Below are 22,639 nucleotides of genomic sequence, written 5' to 3'. Positions count from 1 at the left end.
GCGGTGGTGAAGCCGCCGGCGGCGGCGCCCCAGAGGACGCCACAGGAGGGGACCAGGTTCGCACCGGTCACACACTTCCCACCCGCCGGCGCGGCCGGGGCGGCGGTCGCGGCGGTCGTGCCGGCGAGCGCGGTGCCCACGCCCATCGCCATGGCGGCCAGGACGGTCATCGACTTCTGCAGCTTGATCCGACGCACTTTGTGGTTTCCCCCCGCATGTTCCGGCCGTGTGTCGGCCGGGCATGAGAAGAGATTCCGGTGCGGGCGGTGCACCCCCAGGTCCCGAACAGGTGCCGCGGAGTTGCGACCGACCCGGATGGCGTGACTTGAGGATTTCGGGGTCGGGAAACCTCGCCATCCGGGTGGTACCGGACACATCTCGAGCCGATACCGGCGACCCGGGCGACGCGCCGTCGCGAGGCGCCGCCCGGCATGCCGAGGGCGTGGCGGGATAGGTTGTGTCTGGCGCAGCTGGGATGAGGAGGGACCCGATGACGGGGGAGCGGACCCGGGCGACGGGACGCCCGACGCTGGATCAGGTCGCGGTCCGGGCCGGTGTCGGGCGCGGGACGGTCTCCCGCGTCGTGAACGGGTCGGACCAGGTGAGTCCCGCCGCCCGCGCGGCGGTCAAGGACGCGATCGCCGAGCTCGGCTACGTGCCGAACCGGGCCGCCCGCACGCTCGTGACACAGCGGACCGACTCGATCGCCCTGGTCATCTTCGAGTCCGGCGAGCGGTTCTTCGCCGAGCCGTTCTTCGGCCGGATCGTGCAGGCGATCTCGTCGGGCCTGGTCGACCGGGGGCTGCAGATGGTCCTGATGATCTCGCAGTCGCCGCAGGAGCGTGAGCGGCTGGAGGGCTACCTGACCCGCCAGCACGTCGACGGCGCGCTCCTGCTCTCCCTGCACGGCGCCGACACGCTGCTGTCGACCCTGGAGCAGCGCGGCGTCGCGACCGTGCGGGCCGGGCGCCCGACGCAGGCCGAGCCGGGCTGTTTCGTGGACGCCGACAACCGTGGCGGCGCGCGGGAGGCGGTCGAATACCTGGCGCGGCTGGGACGCCGGCGCATCGCGACCATCACCGGCCCGCTCGACATGGCGGCCGGCATCGCGCGCCTCGACGGCTACCGCGACGTGGTGGGTGAGGGCATCGTCGCGAACGGCGACTTCAGCGAGGAGAGCGGCGCCGCGGCGATGCGGTGGCTGCTCGACCGGCATCCCGACATCGACGCCGTCTTCGCCGCCGCCGACATGATGGCCGCCGGCGCCCTGCGGGTGATGCGGGAGCGCGGGCTGGTCGCGCCGCGCGACATCGCGGTCATCGGCTTCGACGACTCGGTCATCGCCCGGCACACCGACCCGCCGCTGAGCAGCGTCTACCAGCCCATCGAGGAGATGGGCCAGGAGATGGTCCGGCTGCTGCTCGCCAAGATCGACGGCGAGGAGGCCGAGGAGGGCGGGCTCGTGCTGAGCACCCGGCTGGTACTGCGCGGCTCAGCGTGAGCCGCGGTCGGCCTGAGTGTTGCTCAGCGTGAGTCGCGCTCAGCGTGAGTCGTGCTCGGCCTGAGTGTTGCTCAGCGTGAGTCGCACCTAGCCTGAGCCGCGCTCGGCCGCCCGCGCGAGGTCGGCCAGCCGGGACCGCAGCACGTCGGCCCGGGCCCGGTCGACGCTGCCCTCCTCGACGCGCGCGAGCACCTTGCGCTGCAACTCCTCCGAGCGCTGGAGGACGTCCGCGGCCTTGGCCCGGCCCATCGGCCGGAGCAGGTTGATCAGGTCCTGCGCGACGTCGGGGCGGATCTGGCCCAGCTCGCGGCCGGCCACGACGGCCGACCGGACCCGGTCGATCGCGTCGTTCACGTTCAGCGGCGCGGTGGTGGCGGCCGTACGCCGTGGCGTCGCGCCGGCACCCGGCGTCGCGGGCGCGGGGCTCGGCGGCGCGGCGGTGGGCGCGGCGGTCGCCGTCGGCTCGAACGCGTCGTCGACCGTCTGGCGCGACGAGCCCAGCGCGGCGAAGAGCGCGATGATCGAGACGACGAGCGCGGCCAGCCCGGAGAACAGGGCCAGGCGGCGGACCGGACGGCGCCGGGGAGCGGGCGCCGGGGGTGTGAGGGCGGCCAGTCCGCGACTGACGTGTGCGGCGGTGGGCCGCCGGTCCGGCTCCTCCCGCAGGCACGACCCGACCAGGTCCCGGAACGCGACGGGCAGGTCGGCCGGCAGCGCGCGCGGCGGTGCCGTGCGGGCCGCGTCGAGCTCCTCCCAGGTGTCGACGGGGTACGGCGGCTCGCCCGTGACCATCTCGTAGAGCAGCACGCCCAGCCCGTACACGTCGGTGGCGGGTTCCGCGGGCTTGCCGTCGAGCCGCTCCGGCGCCACGTACGCGGGGGTCCCGAACGTCGCCCCGGTCTCGTCGTCGTCGGGCTCGCCGGTCGCCGCGCTGATCCCGAAGTCGAGGATCTTGACGCCGGTGGGCGTCAGCATGACGTTGCCCGGCTTGATGTCGCGGTGCACCACGCCGTTGGCGTGCGCCGCGGTCAGCGCGTCGGCCACCGCCACCCCGATCCGGGCCGACTCCTGCCAGGAGAGCGGGGAGCGGTCCAGCCGCGCTGCGAGGGACTCGCCGGCCAGCAGCTCCATCACGACGAACGGGGCCATGTAGCCCTCGGGCCGCATCGCGGCGTTGTAGTCGTGCACGGCGGCGATGTTGGGGTGCGACAGCCGGGCCGCCATCCTCGCCTCTTTCCAGGCCTGGTGCAGGACGTCCGCGCTGGCCGGGTCGAGCCCGGCGGGCAGTTTGAGCGCGACCGGCCGGTCCAGCAACTCGTCGTCGGCGTGCCAGATCTGCGCCATCCCGCCGGTCTCCAGGCGCGAGACCAGCCGGTAGCGGGAGGCCATGAGGGTGCCTGCCGGGGGCCAGTCAACGTTCATCTCGGAACACTCGCCCAGCAGGGCCGAGGTGTCAACCGGAAGCCGGCCGACTGCCGTCAGCGGGCCGCCGGCGGGGCCCAGTTCCCGGGGACGTGCCCGATGCGGACCCGCTGCGGGTGGTCGCCGACCGCGACGGTCGCCACCCGGCGGCCGGTCGCGAAGCTGATCGCCGTGACCTGGTCCGCGCCCGACTCGGAGATCACGCAGTCGCGGCCGTCGCCGCTGACGGTCGCCCAGTACGGCTTGGACGCCGGGACCAGCTCGCCCTCCTGCAGCGTCGAGCGGGTGACCACCGTGGCGTAGTCGTCCATGGTCCCGGCCACGCAGAGACGGTCGCCGTCGGGGCTCAGCGACAGGCCGTGGTGCCGCGAGTCGTTGACGAACGTGGTGCGGTCGTCGCTGGTGGCCGGATTCTTCGGCAGCGTCTTGACCCGGGTGATCCGGTCGGTGGCGATGTCGTACTCGATCAGGCCGTTGAAGAACGACACCTGGAAGTACAGCTTCGTGCCGTCGGCGCTGAACACCGTGGGCCGCATCGCGTTCGACAGGTCACCGCGGCCGTACGCGTCGAGCCGGGCGCGCATGTCGATCGTGCGTACCGTCCGGAAGGTCGTGGTGTCCACGACCGTGATCCGCCGGTTGCCCTTGGTCCAGTCCCAGATCGGGTCGTCCAGGTCGGTGTTGACCTCGCCGATGGACATGTTCCAGAGATAGCGGCCGTCGTCGGTGTAGATGTTCTCGTGCGGCTTGTCGCCCGTGGCGAACGAGCCGAGCTGCCGGCCGGTGGCGATGTCGAGGACGTGCACGGTGTTCGAGGTGGACGCCGACACCGCGACCTGGGTGCCGTCCGGGGTGACCGCCATGTGGTCGGCGCGGTAGCCGGAGACCGCGAAGCGCCACTTGAGGGCCCCGGTACGCAGGTCGATGGAGACGACGTCGGCGAAGCTGGGCCGCGAGGCGACGAGCGCGCTGCCGTCCGGCGTGGTGTACATGTCGTCGACCAGCTGGTCGTGGCCCTCGCCCGGGCCTGAGCGGATGCCGAGGAAGAACGCGAGCCTGATCGGGTTCAGGTAGATCTCCCAGAGGCGGGTGTCCTTGTCGGGGATGACGTTGATCCGGCCGAGCCGGCCGTAGCCGCCGCTGGACCCGATGACGTCCACGGTGCCTTCCCAGTTGTTGCCGACGAACATCACCTCCCGCAGGGGTGCCGGCGCGGCGGAGGCCGGTAGCGGCGCCGCGGCGAGGACGGCGACGAGGGCGATGAGCGCGGAGGATCTGAGTGCCACGGAACTCTCCTGAACACCGGCGCGTTGTTACCTTGCGGTAACGAATAGGTAATAATGGATCGGCGCCCATCGATAGGTGCCGGGAGCCAACATCCGGGCCCGTCGTTGTACGGCGCGGACAACCGGCCCCCGGGAGAGCGAGATGGCGCTGACGGCGCGGGGCGACGTGTTCCTCGAGGTGCTGTGGGGCATGGCGGCCGACGAGCGGATCGTCGACGACCTGGTCGAGGCGGCCCGGGCGCAGGCCCCGGAGGTGGCCCGGCTGCCCGCGGCGGAGACCCGGCGCCACGTCGCGGTCCTGTTCGCGGCCGGGCTGGCCGCGTTCGAGCGCGCCGGCGATCCGAGCGAGCGCGACTTCGCCGAGGCCGCGCGCCTCGGCGCCGACCGCGCTGCACAGGGCATCTCGATCGGCGGGCTGCTCGCCGCCGTGCAGGCGGGGCGGACCCGGGCGCTGGAGATCGCCGTGCAGCGGGCCCGGGCCGCGGACATCCCCGACGGCCTGCTCCTCGAGGTGCTGCTGGACATGGACCGCTACCTGGGTGCGCTCGAGCGTCACGTGATCTCCGGCTATCGCGCGGCGGAGCGGGATCTCGCCGGCGGACGTGCGGAGGCCGGCGACCGGGCGCTGCGCGGGCTGCTGCTCGGCGAGGAGCCCGGGCCGTCACCGGCGGAGCTCGCCCGGCTGGGCCTGCGCCCGGACGGCCGCTACCACTGCCTGGTCGCCGACGTGGTCGACCCCGCGCGCCAGGTGGGCCTGCGGCTCGCGGCCGCGGGCGGACTCTGCGGTACGGTCGCCGGCCGGCCGGCCGCGCTCACGCCCCGGCTGCCGGCCCCGGGTGACACGGACGTGCCGGTGGTCGCGGCTCCCGCCGTGCCGCTGCGTGAGCTCCGTGCGGTGTACGGCCTCTGCCTGGCCGCCCTGCCGCTCGCGGCCCGTTCCCCGCGCCGGGGCATCCACCTGCTCGTGGACCACGCCGCCGACCTCGCCCTGACGGCCCAGCCGTTGCTGGCCGGCCTGGCCAGCGCGGCGGTCCTCGGCGAGCTGCGGCCGGCCGACGACTTCCACCGGGAGCTGGCGTCGACCGCGCTGGCCTATCTGGACCACGGCCGGCGTCTGGATCACACCGCCACCGCCCTGCACGTGCACCCGAACACCGTCCGCTACCGGCTGCGCCGCCTCCACGAGCTCACCGGTGTGCCCGTCGTGCCGGGCGAGGAGGGGGACCGCCGGACCGTGCTGGAGCTGCTGCAACTGTGGTGGGCGCTGCGAACGTGGCTCGAACCGCGGTCCGCGGGTGGTGAAACATCCGTGAACTTCAATGCTTGACGATTTCTTGCGACCGGGGTTAGCGTGCCTCCAATCCAGAACAAATACCTTTTCTGGATCATTGCTGGGGGAGATCCGATGCATGCTTCCCATCAGACCGACAGCCAGGGCCGCACCCGCTGGGGCCGCTTCGGGATCCTGTTCGGGCTCAGCGCCGCGGCGGTGCTCGGCCTGCTGACCCTGATGTCCAATGGCGCGCTCGCGGCCTCGTTCTCCGTGTCCGGCCAGCAGTTCAAGGTCAGCGCGGACCGGCTCGAGGCGACCGGCTTCGTGCAGTACGGCACGGTCGACGCCCGCACCGAACCCGGCAGCGACCCGCCGTCGCAGACCCCGGAGCCGGTCGCGGTCTCGGCCATGAGGACCGCGAAGCTGACGAACCTCTGCCAGTCGGTCGTCACCGACCTCGGCGACTTCGGCTCGGTGACCTTGAAGATCAGCGCCGGCACCGGCCGGGACCCGGTGACCGCCACGAACATGGTGGTCGACATGACCGCCCTCGACGGCAATGCCAGGTTCCGCAACATGGAGATCGGCCGTGACGCGTCCACCCTGGACAAGGGGCCGGTCAACGATCCGGCCGAGACCGCGCAGCGCCGCCAGGGCTTCTTCAGCCAGCAGGCCGACACCGTCGTCATCACCGATCTGAAGCAGGTGGCCTGGGCGACGACCGCCGGCGAGTTCAACCTCACCGGGCTGTCCCTGCGGCTGCGCTGGGGCAAGGACGAATGCTTCTGAGCCCGCTCCTCCGTCACGATCAAGGGAGATCGAGATGCTCCGAACCCGTTCCCGTACCGCCCGCCGGTCGGCGCTGGTCGCCGTCGCCGTCCTGGCGGGCGCCGGCCTGGTGACCCTGCAGGCCGGCCCCGCGCTGGCCGCCGCCTCGACCACGGTCGGCCCGGCGGGGCACGGCTACAACGCCTCGCTGGTGGCCGGCGGCGCCGCCGTCTTCCGGGTCGGCACCACCACCGTGACCTGCAACCAGTCGGCCAGCGGCGGCGCGGTGCCCGCCGAGCCGGGCAACACCGCCACCGACGGCCCGGTCGTCTCCTCGCTCACCCCGGCGACCTTCGCGAACAACGGCGGGGCCTGCCCGACCAACGTGCTGTTCACCACCGCCCGCACGGTCTCCAACTCGACAAACGGCGAATGGACCATCGCGCTCCAGTACGACCCGGCCGGCTCGGTCGGCACGATGACCGTCCCGCGGGCCGGCACGGTCACCACCGTCTCGGGCCTCGCGTCCTGCGTGATCACCGTGGCCCCGGACGGGCCCGCCTCGATCAGCGGGCCGTGGATCCCCGGCACCGCGACGAGCCCGCCGATGCTCGACTTCTCGGCCGGCGTCTCGCTGCCGATCCGGGTCACCGGCGGGCTGACCTGCCCGACCGGCGCGACCACGGCGACGTTCAGCGCCAGGTACGCGGTCACCGACACCACCGACGCGACCCAGCAGATCACCGTCTCGGCGGCCCCCGTGCCCGAGCCCACCGAGACGCCGACCGGCGAGCCCACCCCGACCGAGGAGCCGACCCCGACGGCGGAGCCCACTCCGACGGAGTAGCCGGTCGCCGTGCGTTCCGGGTCCGTCCCGCCGGTCGGCGGGACGGACCCTACTGCCCGGCGGCGGCGCGGGACGCGGCCGCCGGGCCCAGGAACGGGACGACGACGAGGTAGGTCAGGGCCGGCAACTGCTCCGGCAACTCCGCGGCCCGGCCCGTAGACACGAAGTCGTAGATGACGCCGTACACGCCCGCGATGACGGCGTCGGTCACTCCGGGCGGGACCGGCGGCGTTCCGGCCCGGTGCGGCGCCCCGACGAAGAACACCCGGTAGGCGTCCAGCAGCCGCCGGCGGCAGGCCCGGGCCCGTGGTCCCGCGGCGAGCACCTCGACCACCGCCAGCGAGGCGAAGGCGGGCTCGGCGGCCAGGATCCGCAACAGGGTGTCCAGTCCGTGGTGCATCCGCAGCGGCCAACCGGCCGGCCGGGCGTACGCCTCCGCGACGGCGCGCTGCAGCAGCGAGACCCCCAGGTCGAAGGCGGCCAGGAAGCACGCCTGCTTGTCCACGAAGTGCTCGTAGAACGCGCGAGTGGACACTCCCGCGGCCGCGCAGACATCGCCGAGCGAGGCGTTGGCGTATCCGCGTTCGGCGACCGTGCGCGCCATCGCGTCGATGAGCCGGTCGCGCTGGGTCCGGCTGACGAACTCGCGCGGCAGATCGTGGCGGCCCCGCGGCAGCAACCGGTCCGGTTCGGTGGCCGACCGCGATCCCGGAATGCGCTGATCGAAACGAACCGTCTCGGACACCGTGTTCCCTCCACTGTCGCCGCTGCCGGTCAGCCTAGAGCAAACCCGAACGCCGAAACGCGAATGGCGATTCGCCCGATATCACCGAATAAAAAGAGTTCTGCGGATAACGTGCGATGCGACCGAAGTCCTTGTCCGAAAGGTACTGCCATGTCAGTTCGCCGCCGTTTCCAGTCCATCGCGGTGACCGTTCTGCTCGCCGCCGGTCTGCTGACGCCGGGTGCCGCCGCCGAGGCCGGGCCGCCGCCGGGCCCGACCGACGTCGTCAACGGCTTCCTGCTGGTCAACATGGACAGCCGGCGGTGCCTGCGGACGGCCGCCGGCACCGCCCTCGCCGTGCAGGGTCCGTGCCGGTCGGAGCCGTCCTCGCTGTGGCGGATGCGGCTGGCCACCCTGGACGGGCTGTTCCAGGTACAGAACCTGCGCGGCGGCGGCTGTCTGAGCGCCGCCGGCGGTGCGGCGGTCGTCCAGTTCCGCTGCGACGAGGCGCCGTCGCGGCGTTGGCGCCTGCTCGACGGCGCCGGGGACACGTTCCTCATGCGCAGCGTGTCCACCGGCCGGTGCGTGGCGGTCGTTGGCGGCGGCGCCGTGGTGCAGGGCACCTGCGCCGACATCCCGTCGCGGCGCTGGCACGGCCGGGCGGGCGGCGGCAACCGGCCGTAGGCCCCCGGGCCTGGGAAGGGGGCGGAGGATTCCGCCCTCTTCCGTGGGCGGGAGAGGCTACCCCGAGCCTTGCCGCTATGCGGCTTTTCTCGGTTCTGACGGCAAACAGACTGAATAATGGTATTAGCCCCGCTCGGAGCTAGTTTATGGACGGCTTCCAGTCGGAACGTCCATCACGAGAACGGGGAGAAAGATGCTCGGGAACCGGCGCCTACCGGCGCTATCGGCAATCATGGCCGTGACCGTGGCAGCTGCGCTGCAGAGCCTTCCGGCGGCGGCGGTGCCGCCGCCCGGCGGCGGATTCAGCGGCGTGGCCGGGGATTTCAACGGTGACGGCCGCGACGACATAGTCACGTTCACCCGCGGCCCGGCCGCCGACGTTTACGTCGCGTTGTCGAACGGTTCGTCCTTCCGGGGTACGGGCGTGAAATGGCACGACTATTTCGCGGTCGGCAGGGAAACGCCATTGGTCGGAGATTTCAATGGCGACGGAAAGGACGACATCGCGACGTTCACCCGTGGCCCGGCGGCCGATGTCTATGTCGCATTGTCGACAGGCTGGTCCTTCCGGGGAACCGGCGTGAAATGGCATGACTTTTTCGCGGTGGGCTCGGAGACGCCGGCCGTCGGCGACTTCAACGGTGACGGCAAGGACGACATCGTGACGTTCACCCGGGGCGCGGCCGCGGACGTGTACGTGGCGCTGTCCACCGGCACCCGCTTCGTCGGTACCGGGTGGAAGTGGCACGACTTCTTCGCGGTCGGCTCGGAGGTCCCGGCCGTCGGCGACTTCACCGGCGACGGCAGGGACGACATCGTGACCTTCACCCGGGGTGCGTCGGCGGACGTCTACGTCGCGCGTTCGACGGGCTCGAGCTTCGTCGGTACGGGGTGGAAGTGGCACGACTTCTTCGCCGTCGGTTCGGAACTGCCGTCCGTCGGCGACTTCAACCGTGACGGCAGGGACGACATCGTGACGTTCACCCGGGGTGCGTCGGCGGACGTCTACGTCGCGCGTTCGACGGGCTCGGGCTTCGTCGGTACGGGGTGGAAGTGGCACGACTTCTTCGCCGTCGGCTCCGAGATCCCGGGCACCGGCGACTTCACCGGCGACGGGCGGGACGACATCGCCACCTTCACCCGGGGTGCGGCCGCCGACGTGTACGTGGCCCGGTCGACCGGCTTGAACTTCGCCGGCACGGGCTGGAAGTGGCACGACTTCTTCGCCGTCGGCCACGAGATCCCGCAGCCCGGCGTCCTCTGGTGACCGAGGGCCGGCGCCTGACCAGGCAGTGACCCGATGGCCGGGCCCCACCGCATCCGCGGGGCCCGGCCATCGGCGCGCCACCCCGGTGCATCCTTCGACGAGCATCACAGCCGGTCCCATCGTCGAGGTAGGCGCTCACCTGCGAGGTGTGGCCGGAACCGACGGCTGGTCGCCGCGCTGCTGACCGGTCTCCGGCCCGCCGAGCGGGCGATCCCACGCGCCGTGCGCGCGGGTGGTCAGATGCCGAACGTCACGGTGCTCACCCGGGCGCCGGCGCGGTCGAAGACCAGGTACAGGTCGTGGCGCCCGGACGCGCCCGAAAGCGGCGCGGCCACCTCAACCCAGTCGTGCCGGCCGGCGACCGCGGGCACATCCAGCACCGCGGCGACCGGGCCGGAGAGTGGCTCGTCCAGCCGAACCTCGATCCGGGCGCCCGCGGTGGCAGCCGCGGCCGAGGCGGTGATCCGGCGCTCGCCCGCGCCGAAGTCGACCCCATCGAAGGCGAGCCAGGCGCCGTCGCGGACCGCGACCACCGCGTCGCCGCGCTCGGGGCCCTCGTCGGTCAGGGCGGTTCCGTACTCGGCGTCCCGGCTCGCCGCCCGCAGGTTGCGCGCCGTGCGGTCCGGGACGTTCTCGCCCCGTACGGTCAGGGTCGCGGTCGCGGTGATGTCGGTGCAGGAGCGGCCCACCATGACGGTGTGCCGGGCCGACTCGACCAGCGGCCGGTCCTGCACCACGTCGAAGAACGCGAGGTCGGCGGTGTCCAGGATCAGCGTGACGGTCGCCCGCGCGCCGGGGTCGAGCCGGACGCGCCGGAAGCCCCGCAACCGGCGCAGCGGCTGCTTGACCCGCGACCGGCGCTGGCGCGTGTAGAACTGCACCACCTCGGTGCCCGGCCGGTCGCCGACGTTGACGACGTCCACGCTGATCTCCACCCGTCTGCCGGCCGGCGCCGTCGCGGCGCTCAGCCGCAGGTCGCGGTGTTCGAAGGTGGTGTAGCCGAGGCCGTGCCCGAACGGATACAGCGGGCTGCCGCGGAAGTACAGGTAGGTCGCGTCGCTGCCGATGATGTCGTAGTCGAGCAGGTCCGGCAGTTCGTCGGCGCCGCGGTACCAGGTCTGCGGCAGGCGCCCGGTCGGCTCGACCGGCTCGCCGTCCTCGGCCCGGCCGAGCAGCACGTCCGCGACGGCGGCACCGGACTCCTGCCCGCCGTGCGCCGACCACAGCACCGCCGGCAGGTGTTGCTGCGCCCACCCGATCGCGTACGGGTAGCTGCTCGTCAGGATCAGCACGGTACGCGGGTTGGCCGCCCGGACGGCCCGCAGCAGCGCGTCCTGCCCGGGCGGCAGGCCCAGGCCGTCGCGGTCCTCGGTCTCGCGCCCCGCCACCATCGGGTGGTTGCCGAGGACGACCAGCGCCACGTCGGCGTCGCGGGCCAGCGCCGCGGCCGCCTCGAGCCCGTCCTCGACGAGCTCCACCTCGAACGCGGTGGCGGACTCGGCGGCCGGCGCCTGCGCGCGCAGGGTGCCGTCCGCACCGGCCGCGACGTACCGGTTGCTCGCCAGGTGCCGCAGCAGTATCGCGCCGCCGCGCCGGACCGGCTCGAAGGTCTCGCGCACGACCCACTCGCCGGGCTCCGCCCGGTCGTTGACCAGGACACCGTCCTCGCCCGCGCGAACGTACCGGCGGTTGGCGGCGGCGCGCAGCGTGACGGTGCCGCCGCCCCAGTCGAGCACGTCGAAGAGGTCGTCCCCGGCGCCGGCGATCCGCAGGGCGGCGCCGTCGGGGCCGGAACCCGCGACCACCACCCCGGACGCGGAGCGCAGCCGGATCCGGTCGGCGCCCTCGAGGCCGCGCACGGCGTCGCGGCCGAGCCGTGCGGCGAGCCCGGCGCGGACCGTGACCGCGTACGGCAGCATCCCGCTGTACCAGTCCGCGGCGAGGGTGTCGCCGAGCGGCCCGAGCACGGCGACCGTCCGCGGTGCGCTCAGCGGCAGCACCCCGTCGCCGTTCTTCAGCAGGACGATCGCGGCGCGCGCCGCCTCCCGGGCGAGTCGCTGGTGCTCGGGGCAGTTGACGACGTCGGCGGTCGTGGCCGCGTACGGATTGAGCTGTTCCGGGTCGAACTCGCCGAGCCGGAACCGGATCGCCAGGACGTGCCGGACCGCGGAGTCCACGTCGGACCCGGTGAGCAGCCCCCGGTCCAGCGCCTCGCGCAGCAGGCCGACGGTCACGCGCGGGTCCTCGGTGAGGCAGTCGACCCCGGCCCGCAGCGCGGCGGCGAAGCCGGCGGCGTGGTCGGGCAGGTAGTGCTGGTCGCCGGCGAGGTTCGTGCAGGCGCCCGCGTCGCCGACCACCAGCACGTCGTCGCCGGTCCAGGTGCGCAGTTCGGCGGCGAGCAGCGGGCTCAGGTGGGTGGGCCGGCCGTTGACCAGGTTGTACGACGCCATGACCGCGACGGCCGCGCCGGCGGCGATCGGCGCGCGGAACGCGGGAAGCTCGTACTCGTGCAGGACCCGCGGCGGCAGGTCGCTCGAGGTGAGATGCCGGTCGGTCTCGTTGTTGTAGCCGAGGAAGTGCTTGAGCGTCGGCGCGGTACGCAGGTAGCGGGGATGGTCGCCGCGCAGCCCTGCCGCGTACGCGGTGCCGAGCACCCCGGTGAGCCACGGGTCCTCGGAGTAGCCCTCCTCGTTGCGTCCCCAGCGCGGGTCCCGCAGCGGGTTGACCACCGGCGCCCAGACGTTGAGCCCGGTCCGTATGGGGTCCTTGTGGTGCAGCCCGCGCACCTCGTCGCCGACCGCCGCGCCGACCCGCCGGACGAGGTCCGGATCCCAGGTGCTGCCGAGGCCGACGGACTGCGGGAAGACGGTCGCCTCGCCGAGCCAGGCGACGCCGTGCAGCGCCTCGGTCCCGGTGCGGAACGGCCCGACGCCGAGGCGGGGCACGGCGGCCTGGTGCTGGTGCAGCAGGCCCACCTTCTCGGCCAGAGTCAGCCGGGTGAGCAGGTCTGCCACCCGGCCGGACAGCGGCGCGCCGGGATCCTCGAAGGTGCGGCGGGCCGTTTCGTCCATGGCGATGCTCTCCTGGCGTGACCGTCGAAGCGCTTCGATTGAGATGCCGAAAAGGCTCCGCCGACGTGCCGTTACGCACGTGTTACGGCGGAGCCCTTCGAGGTTGACACCCGGCATCGATCCCGGTCAAGAGAAACACTTAGATAAGTCGATGCCACCGTCAGGTGGGCGAGGGCAGGTGCCCGGCCTCCAGGCGGTCCAGGGCGAGCATCGCGCCGCCGGTCGCCGCGGCGTCCGCGTGCAGGGCGGAGACCGCGATCCGGAAGCCGAGGTCGCCCGGTGCGGCCGTCCGGGACTTCACCTCCGCCTCCACCGCGGGCAGCAGCCACGGCGCCAGCGTCGCGAACGTGCCGCCGAGCACGACGACCCGGGGGTCCAGCAGCTCGGCGAGCGTCGAGACGCCGCGGCCCAGCAGCCGGCCGGTTTCGGCGAGGACCTCGGTGACCCCGGTGTCGCCCGCCCGGGCCAGGGCGGTGATCCGCTCCAGCTCGGGCGCGTAGTCGGTGACCGGGCCGTCCGCCTCCGTGTCCGGCAGCGCCCGGCGCACCAGGGCGGGCAGCCCCGCGACCGCCTCCAGGCAGCCGCGCCGCCCGCACCTGCACACCGGGCCGTCGCAGTCGACCTGCAGGTGACCCGCCTGACCGGCGAAGCCGCGCCCGCCGCGCAGCAGCCGCCCGTCGGCGATGATCCCGGCGTCCACCCCGGTGCCGCCGACGAGGCTGATCAGGTCGGGCGTGTCGGCCTCGGCGCCGGCGCGGTACTCCGCCAGGGCGGACAGGTTCGCGGCGTTGTCGACGACCACCTCGTAGTCCGGGCGGCGCAGGCCGCGTTCGAGGGCGGCGCGCAGGTCCAGATCCGGCCGGCCGAGATGGGCGGGGAACCGGACGCCGCCGTCGGCGCCGACCAGCCCCGGCACCGCGACGGTCAGCCCGAGCACCCGGCGCTGCTGCCCGGTCATCTTCGCGACCACTCGCCCGGCCAGCGCCGCGATCGCGGCCTCGGCCCGGCCGGGCGCGCCGTCCAGCCCCGGGTACGCCCGCCGCCACGTCAGCAGCCGTTCCCCGGTGAGGTCGACCGCCACCGCGACCAGATGGTCGGCGGCGACCTCGAGGCCGACCGCCGCGTACGGGCGGCTCTGCAGGGTCAGCATCGCGGCGGGGCGGCCGATCCTGTTCTCGGCCAGGCCGGTGTCCCGCAGGAGCTGCCGCTCGAGCAGGTCGGCGACCAGGCTGGACACCGTCGCCTTGTTGAGCCCCGTCGAGGCGGCGATGTCCGCCCGCGAACAGGGTGCGTTGGTGCGTACGTACCTGAGTACCACCGCCAGATTGGTCATTCTCACGTCGGACAAGTCCGCCGGCTGCGTCATGCCGTGCGTACCGATCACGTCAGTCCTGCCTCCCGCCGCCGGCGTCCCCGGGCTGGCCCGTCCATCATGCCGTACCCCGTCCCGCGGGCACGGTCATCTCTTGTGGGCCCCACCACCGTCGGCTAGTTTGTTTGGCTACAAGCCAAACAAACTCTAGCGGGAAGCTGTCGATCCCGTCGACCGTTTACGAGGAGCGCGCCGTGACGACACCCGCGGGCCCGTCCGCCGATCGCCGGACCTTTCTGAGCCTGCTCGGCCTGAGCGCCGCCGCGGTCGCCGCCGGAGGGTCGCTCGCCGGCTGCGGCGACAAGGCCACCCGCTCCGGCACGACGCAGGAGCTGGACAAGCTCGCCGAGGTGCTGCCCGAGCAGAGAGCGCTCACCGTCAACGTGCCCAAGCCGGACATCGTCGGCACCCGGCCGGTCGCCGACGGCTACACCAGGTTCCCGGCCCAACTGGTCGACGCCATCGCCGAGAAGCCGGGCGCCGGCGGCCCGGCCATCCGGGCGATGGTCCCGGTCTGGGGGCCGGCGCCCCCCGCCGGCGCGAGCAATGCCTACCTGACCGCAATCAACGCCGAACTCGGCACCCCGGTCGAATTCAGCGTGCAGGACGGCATCACGTACGCGGAGAAGCTGGGCGCGATCCTCGGCGCCCGCGACGTGCCGGACCTGCTCTGCGTGCCGGGGTGGGAGGTGTCCAAGCTGGCCCGCTTCGGCGACGCGGTGCGGGCGAACTTCGAGGACCTCACGCCGTACCTGCAGGGCGCCAAGGTGGCGGACTATCCGATGCTGGGCACCTTCCCCGCCGGCGCGTGGCGCAACGCCTGCTGGAACGAGCGGCTGATGGCGGTGCCGAACCCGACCGACGGCCCGTTCCCGTGGGCGCTGTTCCACCGCAAGGACCTGCTCACCAAGGCCGGGCTGGCCGTGCCGGCGAGCATCGACGAGCTGTTCGACGTCGGTAAGCGGGCGACGAACGCGGACAAGGGCGTCTGGGCGTTCTCCGACATCTTCGCGATGGTGCAGATGTTCCACAAAGTGCCGGGCAGCAAGGACGGCTGGCGCCTGCGGGCCGACGGCACCCCCGAGTTCAAGTACGAGACGCCGGAGTTCAGGGCCGCCGCCGAGTTCATGAGCCGGCTATACCGGGCGGGCCTGGTGCACCCGGACATCGTGGCCAGCAAGGGCGCCGACGCACAGCAGCTGCTCAAGAGCGGAAAGATCATGTTCCACCAGGACGGCATCGGCATGTGGCAGCTGATGCAGGCCGAGCAGCAGAAGGTCACGCCCGGGTTCGACGTGCAGCCGGTGCCGCTCTTCTCCGCGACCGGCGGCAACCCGCTCGCCTGGGGCGACGACGAGCCCATCTCCTACACGTTCGTCAAGAAGGGGCTCGGCAAGGCGCGGGTCGAGGAGATCCTGCGCGTGGTCGACTGGTGCTCCGCGCCGTTCGGCACGGCCGAGTTCGACCTGCGCGAGTACGGCGTCCAGGGCAGGCACCACACCCGCGGCGCCGACGGGCCGGTGAAGACCGAGCTGGGCTTCAAGGAGATCCAGAACCAGTACTTCTTCATCAGCGGCCGCAGCCCGGTCGTGCAGCCGTACCCGCAGACGCCGCAGTACGTGCCGCAGCTGCTGGCGTACTCGAACGAGACCGTGAAGAACCTCGAGAAGGACCCGTGGGACGGCCTGAAGTTCGAGATGCCGGCCAAGTACAAGGCCGGCATGGTGCCGACCCAGGACAAGATCACCGACATCGTCCGGGGGCGGCGCCCGATGTCCGACCTCGACGTGGTGGTCACCGAGTGGCGTGCGGCGGGCGGTGACGAGGCCCGCCAGCTGCTCGGCTCGGCATTGGCCGACGCCGGTCGATGAGCCAGGCCCAGGCCAGCCGTCCCGTGGTGGCCGGTCCGGTGCCGCCGGCCGGCACCGGTGCGCCGGCCCGCCCGGCGCCGGCCCGGCGGCGGCGCTCGCCGCTGCGCGCCCGGCTGCGGCGCGACTGGCCGCTGCTGGTCATGGTCGCGCCGGGTGCCCTGCTCCTGGCGGTGTTCCACTACCTGCCGGCGCTGGGCAATGTCGTCGCCTTCCAGGACTACAACCCCTACCTCGGCGACGGCGCCCTGCAGGCGCTGGCCGCCAGCCCGTTCGTCGGCCTCGAGAACTTCCGGGAGCTCTTCGCCGACCCGGCGTTCTGGGACGCGTTCCGGAACACCCTGGCCATCACGGCCTTCCAGCTGGTGTTCTTCTTCCCGCTGCCGATCGCCCTGGCCATCCTGCTGAACAGCCTCATGTCCGGCCGGCTGCGCGGCTTCGTGCAGACCGTCGTCTACCTGCCGCACTTCTTCAGCTGGGTGCTGGTCGTGACGTTCTTCGTGCAGATGCTGGGCGGCGCCGGCCTGCTCTCCCAGGAGCTGCGCGATGCCGGGCTCACCCCGCCGCAGATCATGTCCAACCCGGACACCTTCATCGTCCTGGTCACCGCGGAGGCGGTCTGGAAGGACCTCGGCTGGGGCACGATCGTCTTCCTCGCCGCGCTGGCCGCGGTCGACCCCAACCTGTACGAGGCGTCGGCCGTCGACGGCGCCGGCCGGTGGCGCCGGCTGTGGCACATCACCCTGCCCGGGCTGCGGCCGGTCATCGTCCTGCTGCTGATCCTGCGGCTCGGCGACGCCCTGTCGGTCGGCTTCGAGCAGTTCCTGTTGCAGCGCGACGCGGTCGGGCGGCAGGCCGCCGAGGTGCTCGACACGTTCGTCTACCACCATGCCATCGCCACCGGCGACTACGGCTTCGGCGCGGCCGCCGGCCTCTTCAAGGCGCTGGTCGGCCTGGTGCTGATCCTCGCCGCCAACAGGTTCGCCCACGTCCTGGGCGAGCGGGGGGTGTACTCGCGCTCATGACCACGATGCCACGCCGCCGTCACCCGTCCCGGCCGGCCTGGGAGGAGGAGCCCGGCGCCGCGGCGCAGGCCGCCACGGGCACGGTGCTCACGGTCGTCGTGCTCGCCGTGCTGGTGCCGCTGTGGGTGGTGCTGCTGACAAGCGTGTCGTCACGGGAGTCCATCAACGCGGCCGGCGGCCTGGTCGTCGTGCCCCGCGAGCTGGACTTCTCCGCGTACCGGATCATCTTCTCCGGCGGCCAGATCACCAAGGCGCTGCTGGTCAGCACGCTGGTCACGGTGGCCGGCACAGCGCTGAGCCTGGTGGTGACCGTGCTGGCGGCGTACGGGCTGTCCCGGCCGGGGTCGCTGATGCACCGCGGCCTGCTCTTCTACTTCCTACTGACCTTCCTGATTCATCCCGGGCTGGTGCCGCACTACCTCGTCGTCACCGGGCTGGGCCTCAAGGACAGCCTCTGGGCGCTGATCCTGCCGACCGCGGTGAGCGTCTTCAACCTGGTGGTGGTGCGCGCGTTCTTCCAGAACATCCCGGCCGAGCTGCTCGACAGCGCCCGGCTGGACGGCGCGGGTGAGTTCCGGATCCTGTGGCGGATCGTGCTGCCGCTGTCCAAGGCGGTGATCGCGGTGGTCGGCCTCTTCTACGCGGTCGGCTACTGGAACACCTGGTTCAACGCGCTGCTCTACATCGACGACAACGAGAAGTTCCCGATCCAGCGGGTCCTGCAGAGCTACATCCTGGCGGGGCAGGCCCCGCAGACCTCGGGCACGGTGGGCGCCGCGCTGCCACCCGCCCTGGCCATCAAGATGGCCGTGGTGGTGGTGACGGTGGCGCCGATCGCCCTGGTGTACCCCTTCGTCCAGCGCCACTTCACCCGTGGCGTCATCGTGGGGGCGATCAAGGGCTGAACCGGGGGAGGGAACCGCCTCGTCCACCGTGGACAACGGCTCGTACGCGTACTACGCCGGACCGCGCGGCGTCACCGGCACGGCGAACAACTGCGTCTGGGCGTACGGCGAGATCGAGTGGGGCGGCACCACGTACTGGATCAACAGCGGCCGACAGGGCTGCTGACCGCGGTTCGGGTGGCCCGGCGCCGTCAGGGCCGGACCGCCCGCACGCCGTGGGGTCGCCCGGCCGCCAGCGCGATCCGGCGCGACGGTGCCCCGTCGATCAGCATTCCGGGCGGGGCGCCGACCGTCAGGCGCACGTCCCGCCGGGCCGTCAGCACCGCCTCGACCCGGTCCGGCCCCCAGCACAGCTCGGAGACCAGCACCGCGTCGCGGGCGGTCAGCCCGGTCACCCGCCCGTTCGGCCACCGTGCCGGCAGGGCCGGCAGCAGGTCCAGCCGGCCGTGCGCCGAGCGCAGGAGCATCGCCGCGACGACCGCCGGCAGCCCGCCCGCGATGTCCACATTGAAGATCGCGTCGCGGTTGTGCGTGGGCACCAGGCTCGCCCGCCAGTAGCGGCCCGCCATCCGCTCCACCGTCGCGTACGCCTCCTCGGCCATGCCGAGCGCGGCCGCCGCGAGCCCGAGCTGGGCCAGCCCGTACGCCATCTCGTCGGCCTCCGCGCCCAGCCACCACGCCAGCCGGCTGCGGACGGTCGCCATGGCCGCCGCGCGGAGGCCGGCGTCGCCGGTGATCAGCGGATCCGGCTCGTACCACAGCGGCCAGAGGTGCGAGGCGTGCCGGTGCGCCGGCTGGTCGTCCAGGCCCGGGTGGCACCACTCGGCGAGCAGGCCGTCCGCGACGCGGTATCCGGGCAGCGCGCCGAGCAGTTCCCGCCAGCGCGGCGCGTCCGGGTCCCGGAGGTCCAGTTCGTCGGCGACCCGCAGCAGGTTCATCAGCAGGTCGCGGACCACCGCCACGTCCATGGTCGCGTCGACGCAGGCCTGCGAGTCGGTGCCGGCCGGTGCGTTCTCCGGGGAGTACGACGGGCTGAACCTCGCCGTGCCGTCGCGGAGCTGTACGAAGTCGAGGTAGAACTCCGCGGACTCGCGCAGGAACGGCCACGCCCGGTCGCGCAGGAAGCCGCGGTCCCCGGTGTAGCGCCAGTAGTCGACGTAGAGCCGGCTCATCCAGGCCGCGCCGGCGGTCCAGAACGTCTGGCACCACCGAGGGCCGAAGTGGTTCTGCCGCCCGTGCGTCGACAGGTGCAGCGGGGTGAGCAGGCCGCGTGCCCCGTAGAGCCGGCGGGCGTTGTGGCGCAGGTCGTCGCGCACGGACTCGAGCAGGTCGAAGACCGGCAGCAGCAGCTCCGGAGTGCCGGTGGGCAGCAGCGCGGCGACCGCGGCAGGCAGGTTGCCGTCGAGCGTGTAGCCGCTGGACCAGGGCGGCGCCCAGGTGCCGCTCCACACGCCCTGCAGGGTCGGCGGCAGGTCGCCGGTGCTGCTGACGATCGCGTACCGGCCGGCGTCGAAGAGCCGCTCGACAAGCGCCGGCCCGACCGGCGCGGCCAACAGCTGCGCGGTGGACGCCGCCCGCGCGGCGCGGCCGGCGCCCAGATCCAGCCGCACCCGGTCCATCAGCCCACCGTGCACGGCCCGGTGCGCGGCCAGCAGCTCCTCGAAATCCTCCGGTACGGCGGGATCGGCGTCCCCGGGCAGCAGCGTGCGGATCGCGAGCACCGCGTCGGAGCGCACCTCGCACCCCTCGACGTCGCCCGACAGCACCCGGCAGCGCACGCGGTAGCCGGTCGGCGCGCCGGGCCGGGCCGCGCCGAATCCGACGGCCAGCGTGAGGCCTTCCGGGCCGGCCGCGAGACGGCTCGTCACCGGCATCGGCGGCGTGCCCTCGATCAGGCCGAGCTCAAGGGTGCCGCGGAAGCCGCCGGCGGCCGACAGCCGGACCACGATCGCGTCCGACGGCCGCGAGGCGAAGACCCGCACCTCGCCGCTCGCCCAGCGGTGCTCGACCACCCCGGTGGCGAGATCGACCGACCAGGAGCCGTCGCCCGGCCGCCGCGGGCGCACGGTGAGTGTCGCGGCGCCGACCAGGGGATCGATCCAGACCGTCTCCGCGTACGCCGGATCGCCGGCCGTCGCCTGCTCGCAGACCGCCTCGGCGGCCTCGGCGTACCGCCCCCGGTCGAGCAGGTCGCGCAGCCGGGGCAGGATCGCGGCGGTGTCCGGCGCGTCCAGCCGCGGGCCCGCCGGCAGGAACAGGCGTTCGTGCGAGACGGTCAGCCGGACCGCGTCCGGCCCGCCCCAGCACAGGGCGCCCTGCCGGCCGTTGCCGGTCACCAGCGCGTGCTCCCAGTTGACAGCCTCCCGCACCGGCCCTAGTTTGGCTGGATTCCAAACAAACTACCAGGGAGCGGGATGCCGCGGCTGCTGTACGGCGGTGACTACAACCCGGAGCAGTGGCCCGAGCAGGTGTGCGCGGAGGACGCCGAACTGATGCGCCGGGCCCGGGTGAACCTGGCCACCGTCGGGGTCTTCGCCTGGTCCAAGCTGGAGCCCGCCCCCGGGCGGTACGAGTTCGGCTGGCTCGACGGGGTGCTCGACCGCCTGGCGGGCAACGGGATCTCGGCCGCACTGGCCACACCGACCGCGTCGCCGCCGCCGTGGTTCGGGCTGGCGCACCCCGAGGCGCTGCCGGTCACCGCCGACGGCGTACGGCTCAGCCACGGCAGCCGCGACACCTACTGCGCCAGCGCGCCGGCGTACCGCGAGGCCGCGCTCCGGATCGCGGCCGCGCTCGCCGGGCGCTACCGCGGCCATCCCGCCCTCGCGATGTGGCACGTGCACAACGAGTACAGCTCCGCCTGCCACTGCGAACTCGCCGCGGAGGCGTTCCGCGGCTGGCTGCGTGCGCGCCACGGCGACCTCGACCGGCTCAACGAGGCGTGGAGCACGGCGGTCTGGGGGCAGCTCTACACCGACTGGGCGCAGATCCTGCCGCCCCGCGCGACCCGGTACCTGCCGAACCCCGCACAGGTGCTGGACTTCCGCCGCTTCACCTCCGACGAGCTGCTCGCTGCGTACACCGCGCAGCGCGACGTCCTGCGTGCCGCGACACCCGGCGTGCCGGTCACCACGAACTTCGTGCTCGGCGGCTGGGTGCCGGTCGACCACGCCCGCTGGGCGCGCGAGGTGGACCTGGTCGCCATCGACCACTACCCGGCCGACCCGGGCGCCGGCGCGGAGGAGGAGGCGGCCTTCGCCGCGGACCTGGCCCGGGGCTGGGCCCGGCACGGCACCGGGCGGCCCGGCTGGCTGCTGATGGAGACGGCGCCGAACCTCATCTACGCCGCCGACCGGATGCACACCAAGGAGCCGGGCCGGATGGCGCGGCAGGGCCTCGCGGCGGTCGCCCGGGGCTCGCTCGGGGTGCTGTTCTTCCAGTGGCGGGCGCCGCGCGGCGGCGCCGAGCTGTTCCACTCCGCGCTGGTGCCGCACGCCGGGCCGGACAGCCGGGTGTACCGCGAGGCCGTCGCGCTCGGCGAGCAGCTCGACCGGATCGCCGGGACGGCCGAGGGCGCGGTGCGGGCCCGGGTCGCCGTCGCCTACGACGAGCCGTCGGCGTGGGCGCTGCAGGCCCCCGGCCTGCCGTCGCGGCGGCTCGACCACCTCGACGAGGCCCGCCACGCGCATCGCGCGCTGTGGCGGCGGGGCATCGTCGCCGACGTGATCGGCACGCTCGGCGCTCTGGACGCGTACGCGATGATCGTGCTGCCGGGGCACTACCTGATGTCCGACGCGCAGGCCGAGGCCCTGCGGTCCTGGGTCGCCGCGGGCGGCCACCTCGTCGCGACGTTCCTCAGCGGCGTCGCCGACGAGCACGGCCGGGTCCGTACCGGCGGCTATCCCGGCGCGCTGCGGGACCTGCTCGGGGTACGGGTGGAGGAGTTCCACCCGCTCGGCCCGGACGACCGCGCCGCGCTCACCACCGGGGCGGCAGGCGAGCTGTGGAGCGAGACCGTGCACCTCGCCGGCGCGGAGGCCGTCGTGTGCTACGCCGGCGGCGTCCTCGACGGCCGGCCCGCGGTCACCCGGCACGCGGTCGGCGACGGCGTGGCCTGGTACTGCTCGACCCGGCTCTCCGCGGACGACCACGGCCGCCTGCTCGGCGCCGTGGCCGCGTCGGCCGGCGTCGGCCCGGAGCTCGAGGGCGTGCCGCGCGGCGTGGAGGCGGTCCGGCGGCACGCCGGCGACCGGTCCTGGCTGTTCCTGCTGAACCACACCGGCACCGGTCACGACGTGCCGGCCGCCGGGATCGACCTGCTCGGCGGCGATGTCGTGGCCGGGGTGGTCCGGCTTGCGGTGGGCGGTGCCGCGGTTATCCGGGAGCGTTGACCTCGACGGGGGGTGGCGGTGCGCTGAGCGGCGATGTCGTGGCCGGGGTGGTCCGGCTTGCGGTGGGCGGTGCCGCGGTTATCCGGGAGCGTTGACCTCGACGGGGGTTGCCGGCGTGTTGAGCGGCGATGTCGTGGCCGGGTGGTCCGGCTTGCGGTGGGCGGTGCCGCGGTTATCCGGGAGCGTTGACCTCGACGGGGGTTGCCGGCGTGTTGAGCGGCGATGTCGTGGCCGG

General features: G+C 73.4%; 17 protein-coding genes and 1 pseudogene. 11 read left to right on the top strand and 7 right to left on the bottom strand.

Annotated elements, in window-relative coordinates; genetic code table 11:
• Window positions 1-197 (bottom strand): annotated as a pseudogene (locus tag AB0B58_RS38985) (endoglucanase); the annotation flags it as partial.
• 293 nt (window positions 198-490) lie between these two features.
• Between AB0B58_RS38985 and AB0B58_RS38980 the strand changes: the two are divergent.
• Window positions 491-1,501, top strand: a complete 1,011-nt coding sequence (locus AB0B58_RS38980) for a LacI family DNA-binding transcriptional regulator (RefSeq protein ID WP_360235184.1) — start codon at window positions 491-493, stop codon at window positions 1,499-1,501.
• An 87-nt stretch (window positions 1,502-1,588) separates the two neighbouring features.
• Here AB0B58_RS38980 and AB0B58_RS38975 read toward each other — a convergent pair whose 3' ends face one another.
• Together AB0B58_RS38975 and AB0B58_RS38970 are read right to left on the bottom strand one after the other, a co-directional pair.
• Entirely contained in the window at window positions 1,589-2,923 is a 1,335-nt protein-coding gene (locus AB0B58_RS38975; RefSeq protein WP_360235181.1) for a serine/threonine-protein kinase, read from the bottom strand.
• Between the two features lie 56 nt (window positions 2,924-2,979).
• Entirely contained in the window at window positions 2,980-4,209 is a 1,230-nt protein-coding gene (locus AB0B58_RS38970) for a YncE family protein (RefSeq protein ID WP_360235178.1), read from the bottom strand.
• Window positions 4,210-4,351: 142 nt separating this feature from the next.
• Here AB0B58_RS38970 and AB0B58_RS38965 point away from each other — a divergent pair, with 142 nt between their 5' ends.
• From AB0B58_RS38965 to AB0B58_RS38955, 3 genes are all read left to right on the top strand, one after another.
• Window positions 4,352-5,536: a helix-turn-helix domain-containing protein gene (locus tag AB0B58_RS38965; RefSeq protein WP_360235175.1), complete on the top strand. Its 1,185-nt coding sequence runs from the start codon at window positions 4,352-4,354 to the stop codon at window positions 5,534-5,536.
• A 78-nt stretch (window positions 5,537-5,614) separates the two neighbouring features.
• Window positions 5,615-6,271, top strand: coding sequence for a DUF6230 family protein (locus tag AB0B58_RS38960; protein WP_360235172.1), 657 nt, complete (start codon window positions 5,615-5,617; stop codon window positions 6,269-6,271).
• 34 nt (window positions 6,272-6,305) lie between these two features.
• Window positions 6,306-7,097, top strand: a complete 792-nt coding sequence (locus AB0B58_RS38955) for a hypothetical protein (RefSeq protein WP_360235169.1) — start codon at window positions 6,306-6,308, stop codon at window positions 7,095-7,097.
• Window positions 7,098-7,146: 49 nt separating this feature from the next.
• On the opposite strand, the gene AB0B58_RS38950 is transcribed toward AB0B58_RS38955, so the two are convergent.
• Window positions 7,147-7,842 carry a TetR/AcrR family transcriptional regulator gene (locus tag AB0B58_RS38950; RefSeq protein WP_360235166.1) on the bottom strand — a complete coding sequence of 232 codons (696 nt, stop codon included), beginning with the start codon at window positions 7,840-7,842 and terminating at the stop codon, window positions 7,147-7,149.
• A gap of 150 nt (window positions 7,843-7,992) precedes the next feature.
• Here AB0B58_RS38950 and AB0B58_RS38945 point away from each other — a divergent pair, with 150 nt between their 5' ends.
• Both AB0B58_RS38945 and AB0B58_RS38940 read left to right on the top strand, forming a co-directional pair.
• Entirely contained in the window at window positions 7,993-8,505 is a 513-nt protein-coding gene (locus AB0B58_RS38945; protein WP_360235163.1) for an RICIN domain-containing protein, read from the top strand.
• A 238-nt stretch (window positions 8,506-8,743) separates the two neighbouring features.
• Window positions 8,744-9,772, top strand: a complete 1,029-nt coding sequence (locus AB0B58_RS38940; RefSeq protein ID WP_360235160.1) for a VCBS repeat-containing protein — start codon at window positions 8,744-8,746, stop codon at window positions 9,770-9,772.
• A gap of 236 nt (window positions 9,773-10,008) precedes the next feature.
• Here the strand turns inward: AB0B58_RS38940 and AB0B58_RS38935 are convergent, their stop codons facing one another.
• Window positions 10,009-12,843, bottom strand: coding sequence for a glycoside hydrolase family 3 C-terminal domain-containing protein (locus tag AB0B58_RS38935; protein ID WP_360235157.1), 2,835 nt, complete (start codon window positions 12,841-12,843; stop codon window positions 10,009-10,011).
• Window positions 12,844-13,003: 160 nt separating this feature from the next.
• Window positions 13,004-14,176 carry an ROK family transcriptional regulator gene (locus AB0B58_RS38930; RefSeq protein ID WP_360235154.1) on the bottom strand — a complete coding sequence of 391 codons (1,173 nt, stop codon included), beginning with the start codon at window positions 14,174-14,176 and terminating at the stop codon, window positions 13,004-13,006.
• Between the two features lie 233 nt (window positions 14,177-14,409).
• Here AB0B58_RS38930 and AB0B58_RS38925 point away from each other — a divergent pair, with 233 nt between their 5' ends.
• Genes AB0B58_RS38925 through AB0B58_RS38910 form a run of 4 tightly spaced genes read left to right on the top strand, consistent with a single transcriptional unit; the run spans window position 14,410 to window position 18,179 of the window.
• A complete protein-coding gene (locus AB0B58_RS38925; RefSeq protein ID WP_360235151.1) occupies window positions 14,410-16,086 on the top strand; it encodes an extracellular solute-binding protein in 1,677 nt (558 codons plus the stop codon).
• Window positions 16,083-17,108: an ABC transporter permease subunit gene (locus tag AB0B58_RS38920; protein ID WP_360235148.1), complete on the top strand. Its 1,026-nt coding sequence runs from the start codon at window positions 16,083-16,085 to the stop codon at window positions 17,106-17,108. The genes AB0B58_RS38925 and AB0B58_RS38920 overlap by 4 nt, the downstream gene beginning before the upstream one ends.
• Window positions 17,105-18,013, top strand: coding sequence for a carbohydrate ABC transporter permease (locus AB0B58_RS38915; protein ID WP_360235145.1), 909 nt, complete (start codon window positions 17,105-17,107; stop codon window positions 18,011-18,013). The genes AB0B58_RS38920 and AB0B58_RS38915 overlap by 4 nt, the downstream gene beginning before the upstream one ends.
• A gap of 28 nt (window positions 18,014-18,041) precedes the next feature.
• Entirely contained in the window at window positions 18,042-18,179 is a 138-nt protein-coding gene (locus tag AB0B58_RS38910) for a hypothetical protein (protein ID WP_360235142.1), read from the top strand.
• 25 nt (window positions 18,180-18,204) lie between these two features.
• On the opposite strand, the gene AB0B58_RS38905 is transcribed toward AB0B58_RS38910, so the two are convergent.
• Entirely contained in the window at window positions 18,205-20,382 is a 2,178-nt protein-coding gene (locus AB0B58_RS38905) for a glycosyl hydrolase family 95 catalytic domain-containing protein (protein WP_360235139.1), read from the bottom strand.
• 45 nt (window positions 20,383-20,427) lie between these two features.
• On the opposite strand from AB0B58_RS38905, the gene AB0B58_RS38900 reads away from it, so the two are divergent.
• Window positions 20,428-22,404: a beta-galactosidase gene (locus tag AB0B58_RS38900; RefSeq protein WP_360235136.1), complete on the top strand. Its 1,977-nt coding sequence runs from the start codon at window positions 20,428-20,430 to the stop codon at window positions 22,402-22,404.
• Window positions 22,405-22,639 lie beyond the last annotated feature (235 nt).

This window comes from Actinoplanes sp. NPDC049118, assembly GCF_040648555.1.
In the GTDB taxonomy this organism is placed as follows: Bacteria; Actinomycetota; Actinomycetes; order Mycobacteriales; family Micromonosporaceae; genus Actinoplanes.
Note: the sequence above shows the minus strand (reverse complement) of the source record. Positions and strands in the feature narration are given on the sequence as shown.

Bases quoted from the DNA above. Each gene is read 5' to 3' on its own strand.
- AB0B58_RS38980 (WP_360235184.1), top strand. From the start codon at position 491: ATGACGGGGGAGCGGACCCGGGCGACGGGACGCCCGACGCTGGATCAG.
- AB0B58_RS38975 (WP_360235181.1), bottom strand. From the start codon at position 2,923: ATGAACGTTGACTGGCCCCCGGCAGGCACCCTCATGGCCTCCCGCTAC.
- AB0B58_RS38965 (WP_360235175.1), top strand. From the start codon at position 4,352: ATGGCGCTGACGGCGCGGGGCGACGTGTTCCTCGAGGTGCTGTGGGGC.
- AB0B58_RS38960 (WP_360235172.1), top strand. From the start codon at position 5,615: ATGCATGCTTCCCATCAGACCGACAGCCAGGGCCGCACCCGCTGGGGC.
- AB0B58_RS38955 (WP_360235169.1), top strand. From the start codon at position 6,306: ATGCTCCGAACCCGTTCCCGTACCGCCCGCCGGTCGGCGCTGGTCGCC.
- AB0B58_RS38945 (WP_360235163.1), top strand. From the start codon at position 7,993: ATGTCAGTTCGCCGCCGTTTCCAGTCCATCGCGGTGACCGTTCTGCTC.
- AB0B58_RS38935 (WP_360235157.1), bottom strand. From the start codon at position 12,843: ATGGACGAAACGGCCCGCCGCACCTTCGAGGATCCCGGCGCGCCGCTG.
- AB0B58_RS38930 (WP_360235154.1), bottom strand. From the start codon at position 14,176: ATGACCAATCTGGCGGTGGTACTCAGGTACGTACGCACCAACGCACCC.
- AB0B58_RS38920 (WP_360235148.1), top strand. From the start codon at position 16,083: ATGAGCCAGGCCCAGGCCAGCCGTCCCGTGGTGGCCGGTCCGGTGCCG.
- AB0B58_RS38915 (WP_360235145.1), top strand. From the start codon at position 17,105: ATGACCACGATGCCACGCCGCCGTCACCCGTCCCGGCCGGCCTGGGAG.
- AB0B58_RS38900 (WP_360235136.1), top strand. From the start codon at position 20,428: ATGCCGCGGCTGCTGTACGGCGGTGACTACAACCCGGAGCAGTGGCCC.